Origin of the sequence: Micromonospora sp. S-DT3-3-22, assembly GCF_015354745.1 — a bacterium.
GTDB classification, from domain to species: domain Bacteria; phylum Actinomycetota; class Actinomycetes; order Mycobacteriales; family Micromonosporaceae; genus Micromonospora; species Micromonospora wenchangensis.
In genome coordinates this window covers 1-14950 of record NZ_JACGMO010000156.1, presented here as the reverse complement: position 1 = coordinate 14950, position 14950 = coordinate 1, and the positions used below count along the sequence as shown (strand labels likewise).

General features: G+C 75.0%; 17 protein-coding genes. 7 read left to right on the top strand and 10 right to left on the bottom strand.

All coding sequences use genetic code 11. The features are described 5' to 3' along the window. The 3 genes from H1A17_RS30345 to H1A17_RS30335 all read left to right on the top strand — a co-directional run. Nucleotides 1-1371, top strand: a 1371-nt coding sequence (locus H1A17_RS30345) for an FtsX-like permease family protein (RefSeq protein WP_309236905.1), incomplete at its 5' end; no start/stop codon positions are given. Between the two features lies 1 nt (nt 1372). Then, a complete protein-coding gene (locus H1A17_RS30340; protein ID WP_194823498.1) occupies nt 1373-2371 on the top strand; it encodes an ABC transporter ATP-binding protein in 999 nt (332 codons plus the stop codon). Next, the gene (locus H1A17_RS30335; protein ID WP_145918543.1) at nt 2368-3084 is read left to right on the top strand and encodes an ABC transporter ATP-binding protein; all 717 of its coding nucleotides are present in this window, start codon (nt 2368-2370) and stop codon (nt 3082-3084) included. The genes H1A17_RS30340 and H1A17_RS30335 overlap by 4 nt, the downstream gene beginning before the upstream one ends. A gap of 5 nt (nt 3085-3089) precedes the next feature. On the opposite strand, the gene H1A17_RS30330 is transcribed toward H1A17_RS30335, so the two are convergent. Then, a complete protein-coding gene (locus H1A17_RS30330) occupies nt 3090-3542 on the bottom strand; it encodes a GNAT family N-acetyltransferase (protein WP_145918544.1) in 453 nt (150 codons plus the stop codon). Nucleotides 3543-3616: 74 nt separating this feature from the next. Between H1A17_RS30330 and H1A17_RS35370 the strand changes: the two genes are divergently transcribed. Beyond that, a complete protein-coding gene (locus H1A17_RS35370) occupies nt 3617-4114 on the top strand; it encodes a potassium channel family protein (protein ID WP_145918545.1) in 498 nt (165 codons plus the stop codon). Nucleotides 4115-4143: 29 nt separating this feature from the next. Here H1A17_RS35370 and H1A17_RS30320 read toward each other — a convergent pair whose 3' ends face one another. Both H1A17_RS30320 and H1A17_RS30315 read right to left on the bottom strand, forming a co-directional pair. Next, the gene (locus tag H1A17_RS30320) at nt 4144-5724 is read right to left on the bottom strand and encodes an alpha/beta hydrolase (protein WP_145918546.1); all 1581 of its coding nucleotides are present in this window, start codon (nt 5722-5724) and stop codon (nt 4144-4146) included. A gap of 32 nt (nt 5725-5756) precedes the next feature. Then, nucleotides 5757-6872: an ATP-dependent DNA ligase gene (locus H1A17_RS30315; RefSeq protein WP_145922643.1), complete on the bottom strand. Its 1116-nt coding sequence runs from the start codon at nt 6870-6872 to the stop codon at nt 5757-5759. Nucleotides 6873-7007: 135 nt separating this feature from the next. Here H1A17_RS30315 and H1A17_RS30310 point away from each other — a divergent pair, with 135 nt between their 5' ends. From H1A17_RS30310 to H1A17_RS30300, 3 genes are all read left to right on the top strand, one after another. Next, nucleotides 7008-7217, top strand: coding sequence for a hypothetical protein (locus tag H1A17_RS30310; RefSeq protein ID WP_145918547.1), 210 nt, complete (start codon nt 7008-7010; stop codon nt 7215-7217). Between the two features lie 187 nt (nt 7218-7404). Beyond that, the gene (locus H1A17_RS30305) at nt 7405-7827 is read left to right on the top strand and encodes an SRPBCC family protein (protein WP_194823497.1); all 423 of its coding nucleotides are present in this window, start codon (nt 7405-7407) and stop codon (nt 7825-7827) included. A 105-nt stretch (nt 7828-7932) separates the two neighbouring features. After that, nucleotides 7933-8430 (top strand): DUF1990 family protein, encoded by a 498-nt coding sequence (locus tag H1A17_RS30300; RefSeq protein ID WP_194823496.1) that lies wholly within the window; start codon nt 7933-7935, stop codon nt 8428-8430. 88 nt (nt 8431-8518) lie between these two features. On the opposite strand, the gene H1A17_RS30295 is transcribed toward H1A17_RS30300, so the two are convergent. The 7 genes from H1A17_RS30295 to H1A17_RS30265 all read right to left on the bottom strand — a co-directional run. After that, complete coding sequence (locus H1A17_RS30295) at nt 8519-9439, bottom strand: DNA-3-methyladenine glycosylase (RefSeq protein ID WP_145918550.1); 921 nt, start codon at nt 9437-9439, stop codon at nt 8519-8521. Between the two features lie 403 nt (nt 9440-9842). Next, complete coding sequence (locus H1A17_RS30290; protein ID WP_194823495.1) at nt 9843-10511, bottom strand: hypothetical protein; 669 nt, start codon at nt 10509-10511, stop codon at nt 9843-9845. A 207-nt stretch (nt 10512-10718) separates the two neighbouring features. Then, a complete protein-coding gene (locus tag H1A17_RS30285) occupies nt 10719-11501 on the bottom strand; it encodes an anti-sigma factor (RefSeq protein WP_145918552.1) in 783 nt (260 codons plus the stop codon). Beyond that, nucleotides 11498-12202, bottom strand: coding sequence for a sigma-70 family RNA polymerase sigma factor (locus tag H1A17_RS30280; RefSeq protein ID WP_088645463.1), 705 nt, complete (start codon nt 12200-12202; stop codon nt 11498-11500). The genes H1A17_RS30285 and H1A17_RS30280 overlap by 4 nt, the downstream gene beginning before the upstream one ends. Nucleotides 12203-12284: 82 nt before the next feature. Then, nucleotides 12285-13142: a spermidine synthase gene (locus H1A17_RS30275; protein ID WP_194823494.1), complete on the bottom strand. Its 858-nt coding sequence runs from the start codon at nt 13140-13142 to the stop codon at nt 12285-12287. 28 nt (nt 13143-13170) lie between these two features. Then, the gene (locus tag H1A17_RS30270; protein WP_194823493.1) at nt 13171-14136 is read right to left on the bottom strand and encodes a hypothetical protein; all 966 of its coding nucleotides are present in this window, start codon (nt 14134-14136) and stop codon (nt 13171-13173) included. Between the two features lie 132 nt (nt 14137-14268). Continuing rightward, a partial coding sequence (locus H1A17_RS30265; protein WP_305070377.1) for an SbcC/MukB-like Walker B domain-containing protein occupies nt 14269-14950 on the bottom strand: 682 nt, incomplete at its 5' end.

Genomic DNA, 14950 nt, shown 5'->3' with positions numbered 1-14950 from the left:
CGGCGCGGCCTCACCCCCGGCACGGTGGACCCGCTGCTGGTGTCGGTGCCGGCGCTGGTCGCGGTCGCCGCGTCGGTGCTGGCGCTGCGGCTGTACCCGTGGCCGGTGCGGCTGGCCGGCCGGCTCGCCGCGCGTACCCGGGGAAGTGTCGCCTTCCTGGGCACGGCCCGCGCCGGCCGGGCGGCGGCGGCCACCCCGCTGGTCGTGGTGGTGCTCGCGGTCGCCACCGCCGCGTTCTGCGCGGTGGTCGCCACCGGCATCGAGGACACCCGCGACGACGTCGCCACCCGCGCGGTGCCGGCGGACGCGCTGATCCGGGGCGACCGGCTCGCCCCGGACACCGGACCGGCGCTGCACCGGCTGCCCGGGGTGCGGGCCGCCACCGGACTGGTCGACGAGTCGGCGCAACGCCTGGCCACCGACGCCCTGGGTACCGACGCCCGGCTGCGCGACACCAGCGTGCTGCTGGTCGACGGCCCCGGGCTGGCCCGCACGGCGCGGGCCGCCGGCCGGGACGTCCCGGTGCCCGGCCCGCTGCGCGACGCCCGGCCCGGCGACGGCCCGCTGCCGGCGGTCGTCTCCCCGGCGGTCGCCGCCGACCTCGCCGACGCCGGCCTGCGGTCCGCCTTCGTCACCGTGCAGGGCCAGCGGTACGAGTTCACCCCCGCCGACACCGTCGCCGACTTCCCGCTGGCCCGGCCGAACACCGGCCGGTACGTGGTGCTGCCCTGGCAGGCGCTGCCCCGGCGGGACAGTCCGCCGGTGCCCACCGCATTCCTGGTGGCCGGCGACCGGCTCGACGCCGGGGCGCTGCGTCAGGCCGGGGACGAGGGTCAGCAGCGCTACCAGACCGGCGGCGCGGTCACCGGCCGGGAACGGCCCCGGGGCGTGGCGGTGGAGACCTGGTCACAGACCCGGCTGCGGCTGGGTGGCGGGGGCGCGAACGGGCTGCTGGCGTTCGGGTTCACCGCCGGTGCGGTCGCCGGTGGTGTGTTGGCGCTGCTCGCGGTGGCGTTCACCGTGCTGGCCGGGGCCCGCGCCCGGGGCGAGGTGCTGTCCCGGCTGCGCACCCTCGGGCTGTCCCGCCGGCAGTGGCGGGGGCTGCTGCTGGTGGAGCTGGCCCCGCTGGTCGGGGTGTCGGTGCTGACCGGCGCGCTGGTGGGGGTGCTGCTGCCGGTGCTGCTCACCCCGCTGCTCGGCCTCGCCGCGTTCACCAGCGGCACCCCGGTACGGGTGGGTTTCGCCCCCGGTCCGGTCGCCGCCACGGTCGGGCTCGGCGTGGTCGCGCTGGGCTTCGCCCTGGCGGTGGAGGCCCTGAACAACCGTCGGATGCGCCTCGGCGAGGTGCTCCGACTCGGAGAGGAGAGCTGAGATGACCACGACCGCCGAGAACCCCGTCGTCCCCGACCTGGCGGACCTGCAACGTCGGGCGGCGCAGCGGGCGGCCGAACGGGCCGGCGGGCAGGACCGGCTGCGCGGGCACATCGTCTGCGACGGGCTGGTCCGGATCTTCAAGACCGAGGGGGTCGAGGTGGTCGCCCTCCAGGGGCTCGACCTGGTGATCGACCGGGGCGAGCTGGTGGCGATCGTCGGGGCCTCCGGCTCGGGCAAGTCGACCCTGCTCAACATCCTCTCCGGGCTGGACACCCCGACCGCCGGCATCGCCCGGGTCGCCGAGTACGACCTGCTGTCGCTGTCCGCCCGCCGCCGGCTGGCCTACCGGCGACGCACCGTCGGGTTCGTCTGGCAGCAGACCGGCCGGAACCTGCTGCCGTACCTGACCGCGCGGGAGAACGTGGAACTGCCGATGCGGCTGGCCCGGCGCGGCGGTGGCGGCCGGGCCCGCCGGCAGCGCGCCGGGGAACTGCTGGACCTGGTCGGGGTGGGGCACTGCGCGGACCGGCGGCCCGGTCAGCTCAGCGGCGGCGAGCAGCAGCGCTGCGCGGTGGCGGTGGCGGTCGCCAACGACCCGGAGGTGCTCTTCGCCGACGAGCCGACCGGCGAGCTGGACGAGGCGACCGGCGCGGAGGTCTTCGCGGCGCTGCGCACCATCAACGCCGAACTGGGGGTGACCGTGGTGGTGGTCACCCACGACCACGCCGTCGCCGACCAGGTCCGCCGCACCGTCGCGATCCGCGACGGCCGGACCGCCTCCGAGGTACGCCGCACCGCGCGCATCGGCGTCGACGGCAGCACCGAACTGGTCAGCGAGGAGTACGCGGTGCTGGACCGGACCGGGCGGATGCAGCTACCGGCGCCGTTCGTGGAGGCCCTGGCCCTGCGCGACCGGGTCCGCCTCGACCTCGCCCCGGACCACGTGCAGGTCCGCCCCGGCGACCGGACGCCGCAACAGAACGGGAGTGACGCATGAGCGAGCAGGTTTCCGTCCGGGCCACCGACCCGGTCACCGACGAGGTGGTGCGGGTCGAGCAGGTGAGCCGCACGTTCGGCCGGGGACGGCACGCCGTGCACGCCGTCCGGGAGGTCTCCTTCACCGCCGCCCGGGGCGAACTGGTGGCGGTGCGGGGGCGTTCCGGCGCCGGCAAGACCACCCTGCTCAACCTGGTCGGCGGGCTGGACCGCCCGGATGCCGGCCGGGTGCGGGTGGCCGGGCACGACGTCACCGACGCCGGTGAGAACGAGCTGCTGCGGCTGCGCCGGGGGACCGTCGGCTTCGTGTTCCAGACCTTCGGGCTGGTGCCGATCCTGTCGGCGGCGGAGAACGTCGGGGTGCCGTTGCGGCTGGCCCGGGTCCCGGCGGCCGAGCGCGAGGAGCGGGTGGCGGTGCTGCTGGAACTGGTGGGTCTGGGCGCGCACGCCCGACAGCGCCCGTACGAGCTGTCCGGCGGGCAGCAGCAGCGGGTCGCGATGGCCCGCGCCCTGGCCAACGAACCCGACCTGCTGATCGCCGACGAGCCGACCGGTCAGCTCGACTCCGAGACCGGCCGGGCGATCATGGATCTGCTCCGCGCGGTGGTGCACGCCCGGGGGATGACCGCGCTGGTCGCCACCCACGACCCGGCGTTGATCGAGGTGGCCGACCGGACGCTGACCCTGCGCGACGGCCGCCTGGCCGACGACTGACCCCGTCAGAGGGGGAGCTTCATGCCCTCGTGGCTGGCGACGAAGCCGAGGCGTCGGTAGAACCGGTGCGCGTCGGTGCGGGACTTGTCGGTGGTGAGCTGCACCAGCCCGCAGCCCCGCTCGCGGGCCCGGTCGATCGCCCAGGCCATCATCGCCTCACCCACCCCCTGCCCGCGCAGGTCGGCGCGGACCCGCACCGCCTCGACCAGCGCCCGTTCCGCGCCGTGCCGGCCCAGCCCGGGAATGTAGGTGAGCTGGAAGCAACCGACCACCTCCCCGTCGCGTTCGGCCACCACCTGCTGGTTGCGTGGGTCGGCGGTGATGTCGGCGAAGGCCCGCTCGTACGCCTCGTCCACCGTGGGGTGCTCGCGGGCCCGGCCGAGCACGTCGTCGGCGAGCAGGGCCAGGATGGCGGGCAGGTCGGCGCGGACCGCCTCGCGCAGGGTCACCTCGGTCACGCCGGGCAGCCTGTCACAGCGACCCTGGTCGATCGACGGGCGGAGGTGGCGGACGGGGTGCAGCATGATGCGACATGGAGCCGTTGCTGCTGCCGTTCCGGTGGATCTACCGGGGTCTGGTCTGGTTCGCCAACTCGCCCCGGACGCTGATCACGTCGTACCTGCTGATGATCGTGGTGGCCGGGGTGATCTACGGCCAGGTGGAGCAGCGCAGCGCTGCCGACGCCGTCTGGTGGGCGGTGGTCACCGCCTCCACCGTCGGGTACGGCGACATCTCGCCGACCACCTGGGCCGGCCGGGCCCTCGCCGCGTTGCTGATCTCTACGATGGTGCTGCTGGTCATCCCGCTGATCACCGCGCACTTCGCCAGCCGGCTCATCGTCGACGACGACGCGTTCGAGCACGTCGAGCAGGAGGAGTTGAAGAACGACGTGCGGCGGATGCGGGCCCTGCTGGAGGAGTTGGCCGCCCGGCAGGGCATCGCGCTGCCGGAACTGCCCCCGCCGCCGGCCCCACCGGACCACGCCACCCTCGTCCGGCAACGGCTACGCGGACGCCGCAACCGCCGCTGACCCGCCGCCCGCTGTCTGGCCGTCGCCGGTCAGCGGGCGGGGCAGCGCAGCCCCTCCCGGGGAACGGTGAGCGAGATCAGGTAGGCGTCCACCGCCTCGGTGATGCAGGAGGTCTGCGGGTAGGCGGTGTGCCCCTCGCCCTCCCAGGTGAGCACCCGCCCGACCCCCAGCATGTCGGCCAGCCGGGCGGTCTGCTCGTACGGGGTGGCCGGGTCACCGGTGGTGCCCACCACCACGATCGGCGGCGCGCCGTCGGCCCGGCCGGTGGGGTACGGGTCCCGCCCGCCCGGCCACTCGACACAACCGAACATGCCCACCGCCAGGGCCGGCCCGAACAGCGGATACTTCTGCCGCCACTCGGACTGCAACTGGCGGATCTGGTCGACGCCGGGCTTCTCGGTCTCGTCGGCGCAGTTGACCGCCAGGTTGGCGTCGAAGAGGTTGGAGTAGTGCCCGTCCTCGCCCCGCCCGGCGTACGAGTCGGCGAGCTTGAACACGTCGGTCGGGTCGCCCTCGTCGAGGCGGTCGATCGCGCGGGCCAGTTCCTCCCAGCCCGACTCCGTGTAGAGCGAGGAGATCACCGCGTAGAAGACCCACCCGGAGGTGGCCTCCCGCCCGTCGGCACCGCGTACCGGGGAGACCTTCGCCTTGTCGATCGCCGAGGTCACCGCGCCCCGGGCGTCCGGGGCGACCGGGCAACGGCCGGCGTTCGCCGCGCACCACCTGTCGAAGTTGTCGAACGCCCGCTCGAAGCCCCGGGCCTGGCTCTCCGAACCGGCCACCAACTGCTGCCGGGGGTCGACCGCGCCGTCGAGCACCAGCGCCCGGACCCGCTGCGGGTAGAGCTGCGCGTAGGTCGCGCCGAGCAGGGTGCCGTAGGAGTAGCCGAGGTAGGTGAGCTTGTCGTCGCCGACGGCGGCCCGGACCGCGTCCATGTCCCGGGCGGCCTGCTCGGTGCCGTAGAGCGGGAGCTGGTCGCCGTACCGGTCGCCGCAGCCCCGCCCGATCCGCCGGTTGAGCGCCTGGTAGCCGTCGAAGGACTGCTGGCTGCGCGGATCGGGGTCGTAGCCGAAGCTGGCGTCGAGGTCGGCGTCGGAGATGCACTTCACCGGGCTGGACCGGGACACCCCGCGCGGGTCGAAACCGACGATGTCGAACCGGTCGGTGACCGCCGTGGGCAGGCCCCCGAACGACGGCCCGAACGACAGGTAGACGGCGGTGTCCACGCCGGACCCGCCCGGCCCGCCCGGGTTGATCACCAGGGAACCGATCCGGTCCCGCTGCTTGGTGGAGCGGACCCGCAGCAACGCGATCTCGAAGGTCTCGCCGCTGCCCGGCCCGGCGGTCGCCCCCGTGCCGGTGCCCCAGTTGCGCGGCACGGTGATCCGGGCGCACTCGTACCGCATGCCCGGAGCGCCCCGGCCGACCAGATCCTGGGCGACCTCGGGACAGGGCCGCCAGGTGGGTGCGGTGCCGGCTTCCGCCGCCGACGAGTCCTCGGTACGCGGGGCGAACGCCGGCAGGGTGCACCCGGTGACGAGCAGCGCGCCCGCGACGAACCCGGCCAGGGCGAGCCGGAACCGGCGGTTACGGCGGGCGGTGCTGGTCACCGGCGAACCTCCATGATCGGGTAGCAGTCAGGCTACGCCGGGGTGTCGACGGCCGGCGGCACGGTCGCCGCCGGATCACCCCGGAGCACCTGGTCGACGTCGAAGCGCACCGGACGGTCGAGCTGGTCGTACCGGCAGGACCGGGGATCGCGGTCGGGCCGCCAGCGGACGAACCGGGCGGTGTGCCGGAACCGGTCGCCCTCCATCGCGTCGTAGCCGACCTCCATCACCAGCTCGGGCCGCAACGGCACCCAGTCGAGGTTCTTGCCGCCCGTCCACCGGCTGACCCCGCCGGGGATGCGCTGGCCGCGCTCGTGGTCGCCGTGCACCCACGGGTGCTCGGCGTCGCCCTCCCGGTAGGGGGCCAGCTCGTCGAGCAGCTCCTGCCGGCGGGCCATGGTGAACGAGGCGCTCACCCCGACGTGGTGCAGCACCCCGGCGTCGTCGTAGAGGCCGAGCAGCAGCGAGCCGACCACCGGACCCGACTTGTGCCAGCGGAACCCGGCCACCACCACGTCGGCGGTCCGCGCGTGCTTGACCTTGGCCATCAGCCGCTTGCCCGGCTGGTAGGGCAGGTCGGCCGGCTTGACGATCAACCCGTCCAGCCCGGCGCCCTCGAACACCTCGAACCAGCGCCGGGCGGTCTCCGGGTCGGTGGTGACCTGGGTGACGTGCACCGGCGGCCGGACCCCGGCCAGCGCCCGCACCAGGCGCTCCCGCCGGGCCGGGTAGGGCTGGTCGACCAGCAGCTCGTCGTCGAGGGCGAGCAGGTCGAAGGCGACGAAGTCGGCCGGGGTCGTCTCGGCGAGCAGGGCGACCCGGGAGGCGGCCGGATGGATCCGCTGGGCGAGCTGCTCGAAGTCGAGCCGGGGCTGCCCGCCCGGACCGTCGCGCCGGATCACGATCAGCTCGCCGTCGACCGCGCACCGGGTGGGAAGCTGCGCCCTGACCTGCGCCACCACCTCGGGAAAATAGCGGGTCATCGACTTGCCGCCCCGGCTGGCCAGCTCGACCTCGTCACCGTCGCGGAAGACGATGCAGCGGAAGCCGTCCCACTTGGGCTCGTAGGTCAGGCCGGGATCGGTGGGCAGGCGGGCCACGCTCTTGGCCAGCATCGGCTCGACCGGGGGGTTGATCGGCAGGTCCACGGCGACAGTCAACCAGACACCACCGACAGTGGTGAGGCAGATCACCGTCGGTGCCGGTCCGGCGTGTCCCCGCCCGCACCGTCCGTCCCTGCGGATACGGATCGCGTCCGCCCCGCTCAGAGCTAGCCTCGCCGGGTGGAGTGGCGGTGTGGTTGCTGTGGGCGCTGGCGGGTCACCGTCGAGCTGGTCCGGGGCCGGCACCGCTACCGGCTGGTGCACCGCTACCCGGACCGCTTCGGCGGCGGCAAGAACGTGCTCGGCGAGGTGGGCAGCGTCGCCGAGCTGACCGACCTGCTCCACCGGCACACCCCGCTCGACCTGGCCGACCTGCGCGAAGCCGGCTGACCCCCGCGCCCCGGCCGAGCCCCGCCCCGGTCCGGCCCCTTCGTGTCCGGCTGCTCCCCGCGCCCGCAGTGGTGTTCCGCGCACCGTCGGGAGGGTGACCGGAGGGTGGCCCGGTCACGTCTGCTCCGGCACCCTCGTCTGAGGCCGGGCGGCACGCGGGTGCGGCCGGCGGAGCCACGGAGGCGGCATGCGGTTCGAGACGACGACCGAGATCGACGCGGACATCGACACGGTCTGGGCGGTGCAGACCGACATCGACCGTTGGCCGGAGTGGACCGCCTCGGTCCGGACCGCCCGCCGGGGCGAGGCCGGGCCGCTGGTGCTCGGGTCCACCGCCCGGCTGGAGCAGCCCCGGCTCCGCCCGACGTCCTGGCGGGTCACCGAGATCGACCCGCCCCGCTGCTTCGTCTGGGAATCCACCACCCCGGGGGTACGCAGCCGGGGCGAGCACCGGATCGTCCCGCTGCCCGACGGCCGGGTCCGGGTGGAGCTGGCCCTGGAACTCACCGGTCCGCTCGCCGGGCCCGTCGGTTGGTTGGGCGGCCGGCTGGTGCGCCGCTACCTGCGGCTGGAGGCCGACGGGCTGCGCCGGCGCTGCGAAGCCGGCTGAGTCCCGGCTGAGCCCCGGCGGAACGGCACCGGCCGGTCACCACCGCCGGTCGGGTCGCCGGTCGACGGCATCGGCCCTAGGCTGGGAGCGACCCTGGGAGGCGCGGTGTCCGAGTTGACGTACCCCGAGGTGGGAGCGACCCGGAGCGGGCCGCTGCCGGCGGGCTACCACCACCTGCGGCACCGGTTCGCGCTGCCGACCGGCAGCTTCCCGGCCGCCGCCGAGGCGGTGCTCGGCTGGCGGCTGCACCGGGTGGCCGGGGTGCGGATGCGCACCGACGCGGTGCGGGCCGCGCCCGGCGTACGGGTCACCCCGGGTCTCGGGGTGGGCCCGCTGCGGGTGTGGGGGCCGTGCGAGGTGGTGTGGGTGGTCGACGGCGACCGGGAGGCCGGCTTCGGCTACGGCACCCTGCCCGGCCATCCGGAACGCGGGGAAGAGGCGTTCCTGGTCCGCCGCGACGACGACGGCACGGTCAGCTTCGCGGTCACCGCGTTCAGCCGGCCGGACCGCTGGTTCATGACCGCCGCCGGGCCCGCCGGTCGCGCCGTCCAGCACGGGTACGCCCGCTGGCTGGCCCACACCCTGCGCCGCCTCACCCGGTAGTCACCCCTCGATGTCGCCGATGTAGCGGTATCCGCCCGCTCCGATACCGCCACCTCGGCGACATGGCCCACCGGTCTCACCCGGGAGGTCAGAAGCGGGCGAAGGAGCGGATCGGCATCCGGGGGCCGAACCGGGGCGCCTGGATGCCGGCGGCGGCCAGCAGCAGGCAGACCCGCCCCCGGTGGCCCCGGAACGGGGCGAGCAGGTCGAGCATCCGGGCGTCGTCGCCGCGCGCCTCACCGGCCAGCGCCCAGGCCACCGTGTTCGGCACGTGGTAGTCGCCGACGCTGACCGCGTCCGGATCGCCGTAGGCGACCCGGACCACCTCGGCGGCGGTCCACGGGCCGATGCCGGGGACCGCGGTGAGCCGCCGGGTCGCCTCGGCGCTGTCGACGCAGCGTTCCAGCCGGTCGGCCAGGGCGGCGGCCCGGCGCAGCGTCTCGGCCCGGCGCTGCTCCACGCCGAACGGGTGGAACACCCAGTACGGGGCCGCCGCCACCCTCGCCGCGTCGGGCGGCAGCAGCAGCGGCTGGAACGGTCCGGGCGCGGGCTCGGCGAAGTGCCGTACGGTCGCCGCGTACGCCCGGTAGGCCTCGGTGCCGGTGACCTTCTGTTCGAAGACGGCGCGCAGCACCCGGGGGAAGACCTGCCCGGTGGCGGGCATCCGCAGCCCCCGGTGCCGGGCGGCCAGCTCGGCCACCAGCGGGTGGGCGGCGGCCAGCTCGGCGAACCCGGTCAGGTCGTCGCGCAGGCCGGCGACGGCGTCGGCGCGGTCGACCACCCACCCGGCGCCCGGCCCGTGCCCCTCGGCCAGCAGCTCGCCCCCCTCGGGGCGCAGGGTCAGGGTGGCCGGACCGGCCGGGGTGCGGGTGGCCCACCAGAGGGTGCCGGCGACGATCCGCGCACACGGGTCGTACGGGCTGAAGGTGAGGGCCCGGACCGACGCGGTGAGCCGGTAGTCGGCCGGCGGTCGCAGCACCCGGCGTGCCGCCGGCTCGTCCCAGGTCACCCCGCCACTGTGCCATGGTCCCGGGGGACGGACCGCCCGGCCCCGTACCGCCGGGGAGGCTGACCGGGGCGGAAATGGACGACACCGCCGACGCCCTGCGCGTCGGCGGTGTCTCCATCCCGGAGCGGACCGGCCGCCCGAGCGGCCGTGGGTGCGGGGTTGGGGGGACCTTCGGTGGCGCGCGCCCGCTGGCGTGTGGCGCGTCCACCGCCCTCGTCCGTTCCGGGGGTCGGTGGGGGAGGTTCCGGCGGTGTCGGTACCGCGACGCCGGCCCGACCATGGGGCCGGCGTCGCAGCCCGGACCGTGCGACGCTGCCGGTACGTCGACGGTCCTGATCCGTGACGGTGGCCGGTCGCGCCCTCCCCGGCTGCGACCGGCCACCGGGTCCCGGCTGGCGCAGGATCAGTAGGTGTAGTCCCCGCCGCTGCTCGACCCGCCCGAGTCGCCGGCCGCCGGCGGGGCGACCGCCTTCGGGGTGCCGGTCGGCAGGCAGGTCAGGTTCTTCTTGCCGTTCGGGTCGACCACGAACCAGGTGCCACCGACGCCCTGGCCCTTCCACTGGCCCGGCTTCTTGTCGCCGATGTAGCGGTAGACCGGCCAGCCGCCGATGGTGATCTGGCGGGTGCCGTCCTGGCGGGTGACGGTGCCGACCTTGTCGTCGGAGACGCCCTGCAACTGCGGGTTGCCGTCGGTCAGCGCCGGCGGCCAGACCTGCGCGCACTTGTCGACGCAGTTCGACGACGGCGGATCGTCGGAGTCCTTGTCGAAGCGGTAGAGGATGAAGCCCTCCTGGTCCACCACGACCTTGCCCATCCGGGCGATCTTCTTGCCGACGAGTTCGTCGGTCAGTTGGACGTTGGCCGGGGGCGGCGCCTGGTCGGCGGCGGGGGCGCCGGACGGACCGGGGGAGGCCGAGGAATCCGGCTCGACCGCCGCAGTGGGCTCGGCCGCGGCGACGGCGACCGGCTCGGCGGCGCTGGAGTTCGCTCCGTCGTAGCCCGCGGGAGCGCAGGCCGTAAGTGCGACCACCGCGCTCGCGACGATGACGGTCGTCCGCTTGATCTTTGCCACGTGCCCTCCTCATTCTTGGCAGTTCACCGAGTAGTACGGAGCGTCCACTGTCAAGGTTGAACGATCGACAGTGGGCCATTTCACATCGACGTCGTTGAACCGTTCCGGCCGGCCGTACGTGTGCGCGAGCAGAGGCACCCCTGCGCCCCGAACGCCGAAACGGCGTCGGCCCGCAGCGGGCCGACGCCGTTTCCGACGGAAGGTGTCTCAGGGCACGACGGTCACCAGCGGGCTCGCCACGCCGTTGGCGTCCACCGACTGCACCTGCAACTTCGCGATCTCACCGCGCGGCGCCGAGGTGGACGCCTCCAACTGGAGATCCTGCGGGTTGGCCGTGGTGCCGTACCCCGTCCCCGGCACCGCCCAGGTGGAGACCACCTCGGTCGTGTCGTTCTTGCGGACCACCACCAGCCGGCAGGTGCGCGGGCCGGGCAACCGGGTCAGGTTGAACCCGATCCAGGTGCCGTACTCCTTGCTGTCCAGCCACATCGTGGTCTTCACACCGGTGCTGCCGTCGGTGGCGTCGAACTGGTCACCCTCGATCTCGGTGCCACCCACCGCCGGCCCCGACCGGGTCGGCTGCGGGCTCGCCGGCCCGTCCACCGGGGTGGACCGGCTCGGCTCGGCGACCACCGGACCGTCGCCGCCGACCGTACCGCCGAAGGTGGCGACCCCGATGCCGCTGAGCGCGCCGACCGCCACCACCGCGGCGGCCATCGTGAGCACCTGCCGGAACCGCGCCTTGCGCCGGTGGGTCCGGACCGCCGACAGGGTACGGTCCAGCAGCCGCGGATCCGTCGCGGTCTGCTCCATCGCCATCATCGTCTCGCCGTCGATGTCGGAGAGCAGCCCCACCACCGGGACCATCGTCTCCAACTCGGCGGCGCAGGCCCAGCAGGTGGCGAGGTGTTCCTCGAACCGTTCGGTGTCCTGCACGTCCAGGACGCCGAGCGCGTACGCGGCGACATCCATGTGGTCTGCCCGGCTCATTCCGTCACCCCCCTCTCCTGTAGGGCCGTGCGCAGCGCGCGCAGCGCGTAGTAGACCCGCGACTTGGCGGTGCCCAGCGGCAGGCCCAGCTCCTCGGCCGCCTCCGGCACCGTCCGCCCGCGGAAGTACGTCGCCACCAGGATCTCCCGGTGCGACTGACTCAGCGTACGCAGCGCGTCCGCCACCGTCATGGTGCGCAGCACCCGGTCGGTGCTGTCCGCCTCGGCGAACGCCGTCAGATCCCGGTCGTACGTCTCGGGCGGGCGGGCCTGCTCGCTGCGGTGCTCGTCGATGGCGATCCGCCGGGCCACCGTGACCAGCCAGGGCCGCAGCGAACCCTGCCCCTGTACGCCCAGCCGGTGCGCGTTGCGCCAGGCCCGCAGCAGCGTCTCCTGCACGATGTCCTCGGCGCGTTGCCGGTCACCGCCGGTCAACCGCATCACGAACATCAGCAGCGGGCCGGCGTGCTCGGCGTAGAGCAACCGGACCAGCTGGTCGGAGTGGCTCGCCTCGGGCGTCGTCGCCGGGGCCTGGTGCCGCCCGGGCGTCGATCGCGGGGTCACCGGGCCATTCTGGCGATCGGTGGGACCGGCGTCGACCCCCCGGCTGGACCTCGACGCCCGCGACTGCGGTTGGGCCCGGGCGAACATCCACCCTGGCCTGGCCAGTTCACCGTGCAAGCCGGCCGCGACCGCACTCATCCAGACCTCCTGCTGTCCACCGACATCAGCGGGCCCACGGGGAGGGCGCCGACCGTTGATACGGACCGCTCTTCCCAGCGGATCAACGGCGGACCGAAAAAATTCCGGGCGGCGGCGGCAGCGAGTCGGTGGCGTCCGCGTCGGTGACCACGGCGGCACCGGCGACGAACCGGTCCAGCTCGACGCCGGCCAGCACCCGCCCCGGGAACCAGTCCCCGGCCGCGCGCCGGGTCAGCTCCGGCACCGGCGGCTCGACCCGCCCGGCCACCAGCACCAGGTTGCCGTGCCGCCGCCCGCGCAGCACGGCCGCGTCACCGACCAGGGCGGCCCGGGGCAGCACCGGGCGGACCGTGGCCACCTGGGCACGGGTGTGCCGCAACGGCGGACCGTCGGCCAGGTTGGCCAGGTACCAGCCGGCCGGCGCGAGCACCCGGGCCACCTGTGCGGCGTACTCGGCGCTGGTCAGGTGGGCCGGGGTGCGCGCACCGGCGAAGACGTCGGCGACCACCACGTCGTACGACGCGTCGCGGCTGGACTCCAGGGTGGCGCGGGCGTCGGCGACGCGTACCTTCAGCCTCGGGTCGGCCGGCCAGGGCAGCTCCCGACGGACCAGCTCCACCAGCGCGCCGTCCACCTCGGCCACCCGCTGCGTCGACCCGGGGCGGGTCGCCTGGACGTACCGGGGCAGGGTCAGCGCGCCGCCGCCCAGGTGCAGCACCCGCAGCGGGGCGCCCGGCGCGGCGATCAGGTCCAGCGCCGCGCCGAGCCGCCGGACGTACTCGAACTCCAGGTGGGTCGGGTCGGCCAGGTCCACATGCGACTGCGGCGCGTCGTCGAGCAGCAGCGTCCACGAGCGCGGCCGGTCCGGGTCCGGCACCAGCTCCGCCCGGCCGGTCGACACGTCCACCACGATCCGGTCGTCACCCCGACGGCGGCCCATCAGCGGGTCCCGCCGCTGCGGCTGGCCATCAGCGCGTCCCGCCGCTGCGGCTGGCCATGGTCAACGCCCGGTGCAGCAGCCGCGCGTCGCCCAGCATCCCGCGCAGCCGCCGCTCCAACCCGGCGATCGGCACCAGGTTCTGCGGCGCGCGCGGGTCCTTGTACGGCGAGGACGCGAACCGGGGCAGGGTGACCAGCGACAGGTCCGCCAGCGCGACCGCGTCCTGCGGTTCGAGGTCCGGCGAGCACTCCAACCGGACGATCCCGGCCCAGGGCGCACCCACCGCCACCGGCAGCCGCAGGTACCACGACCAGCCGCCCCAGGCGGTGCCCAGCCGGAACACCGGGGACCGCTGGCCGGAACCCAGCCCGGTGACCACGGCGGTGAGCCGGGCGTCGAGATACTGGCTGTGCTGCGTCTTGATGTAGCCCAGGGTGCGCGGCAACTGCCGGCGGGCCCGCAGCGGACCGTCCACCACCAGCAGGTCCCCGTCGGTGCGGGCCGAGTCGGACACGGCCACCTCCAACGCGGTCAGCGGGGCCTGCACCGCCGCCGGCAGCTTGCTCAGCTCACCGGTGCCGCCCACCCGGTGCACCGGGTAACGCACCTGCCCGCAGGTCACCTCCTGCGCCGACGGGCTCGCCGTGAACAGCCCCCGCCCCACCCGTGCCCCGGCCAGCTCCGCCGCGCCGCGCTCCAGGTCGCAACGGACCACCCCGGCCGCGTACGAGGCGGCGATCCCCGGGTACGACGCACCGTCCTCCTCGGCCGTCCACACGCTGGCGTCGATCCGGCGTACCCCGTCGACGAGCAGCACCACGTCCGGCGCGGTCACCCCGGACCGGGGGCCGATCGCCCGCCAGTCCACCGCCGGCAGTTCCACGTCGGTGTCGACCTGGGTGCTGCTCGGCGCGACCGGCCCGCCCGGGGTCGCCTCGAACGACGCCCCGTAGGACGGGTCCCAGGCGTCCACGAACAACTGTGGCCCGGTCACGTCACCGCCCCACTCACCGGCCGGTCCCGTTCGTTCGCGGCTGCGGGGCTCCGCTGCGCTGCGCTCCTCGCGCTCACCGGTCCGACCTTTCGTTCGCGACTGCGGGGCTCCGCTGCGCTGCGCTCCTCGCGCTCACCGGCCGGTCCGTTCGACGTGGGCCGTGCGGGCGTCCTTGCGGACCTCGAAGCGCACCGGGATGCGCTCGGCCAGCGCCGGCACGTGGGTGACCACGCCGACCATCCGGTCGCCCCGGGCGGCCAGGCTCTCCAGGGTCGCGGCGACGATGTCCAGGGTGGCCGCGTCGAGGGTGCCGAACCCCTCGTCCAGCACGATCGACTCCAGGCTCGCCGCCGTGGTGGACATGCCGGCGAGCTGCTCGGACAACGCCAGCGCCAGGGCCAGCGACGCCTGGAACGTCTCCCCGCCGGACAGCGTCCGCACCCCCCGGCGCAGCCCCGCGTCGTGGTGGTCGACCACGAAGAACTCGCCCTTGTCGTGGACCAGGTCGTACTGGCCCTGGGACAGTTCCCGCAGGATCCGGGAGGCCCCGTCGACCAGCAGGTCCAGCGCCTCGGCCAGCAGCCACCGTTCGAAGTTGTTGGCCCGCAGGTGCCCGGCCAGCGCCCGCGCCGTACGCGCCTGCCGCTCGTGCTCGGCGCGCTGTTCCCGCAGCTCGACGGCCTGCGCCCGGCGTTCGGTGATCCGGCGCAGGTCGGCTTCGGCCCGCTCGGCGGCCACCGCCACCGCCTGCGCGGGGTCGTCGGCGGGGGGCAGCCCGGCGGCGTCGAGCAGGCCGCCGAGGCGTTCCTCGACC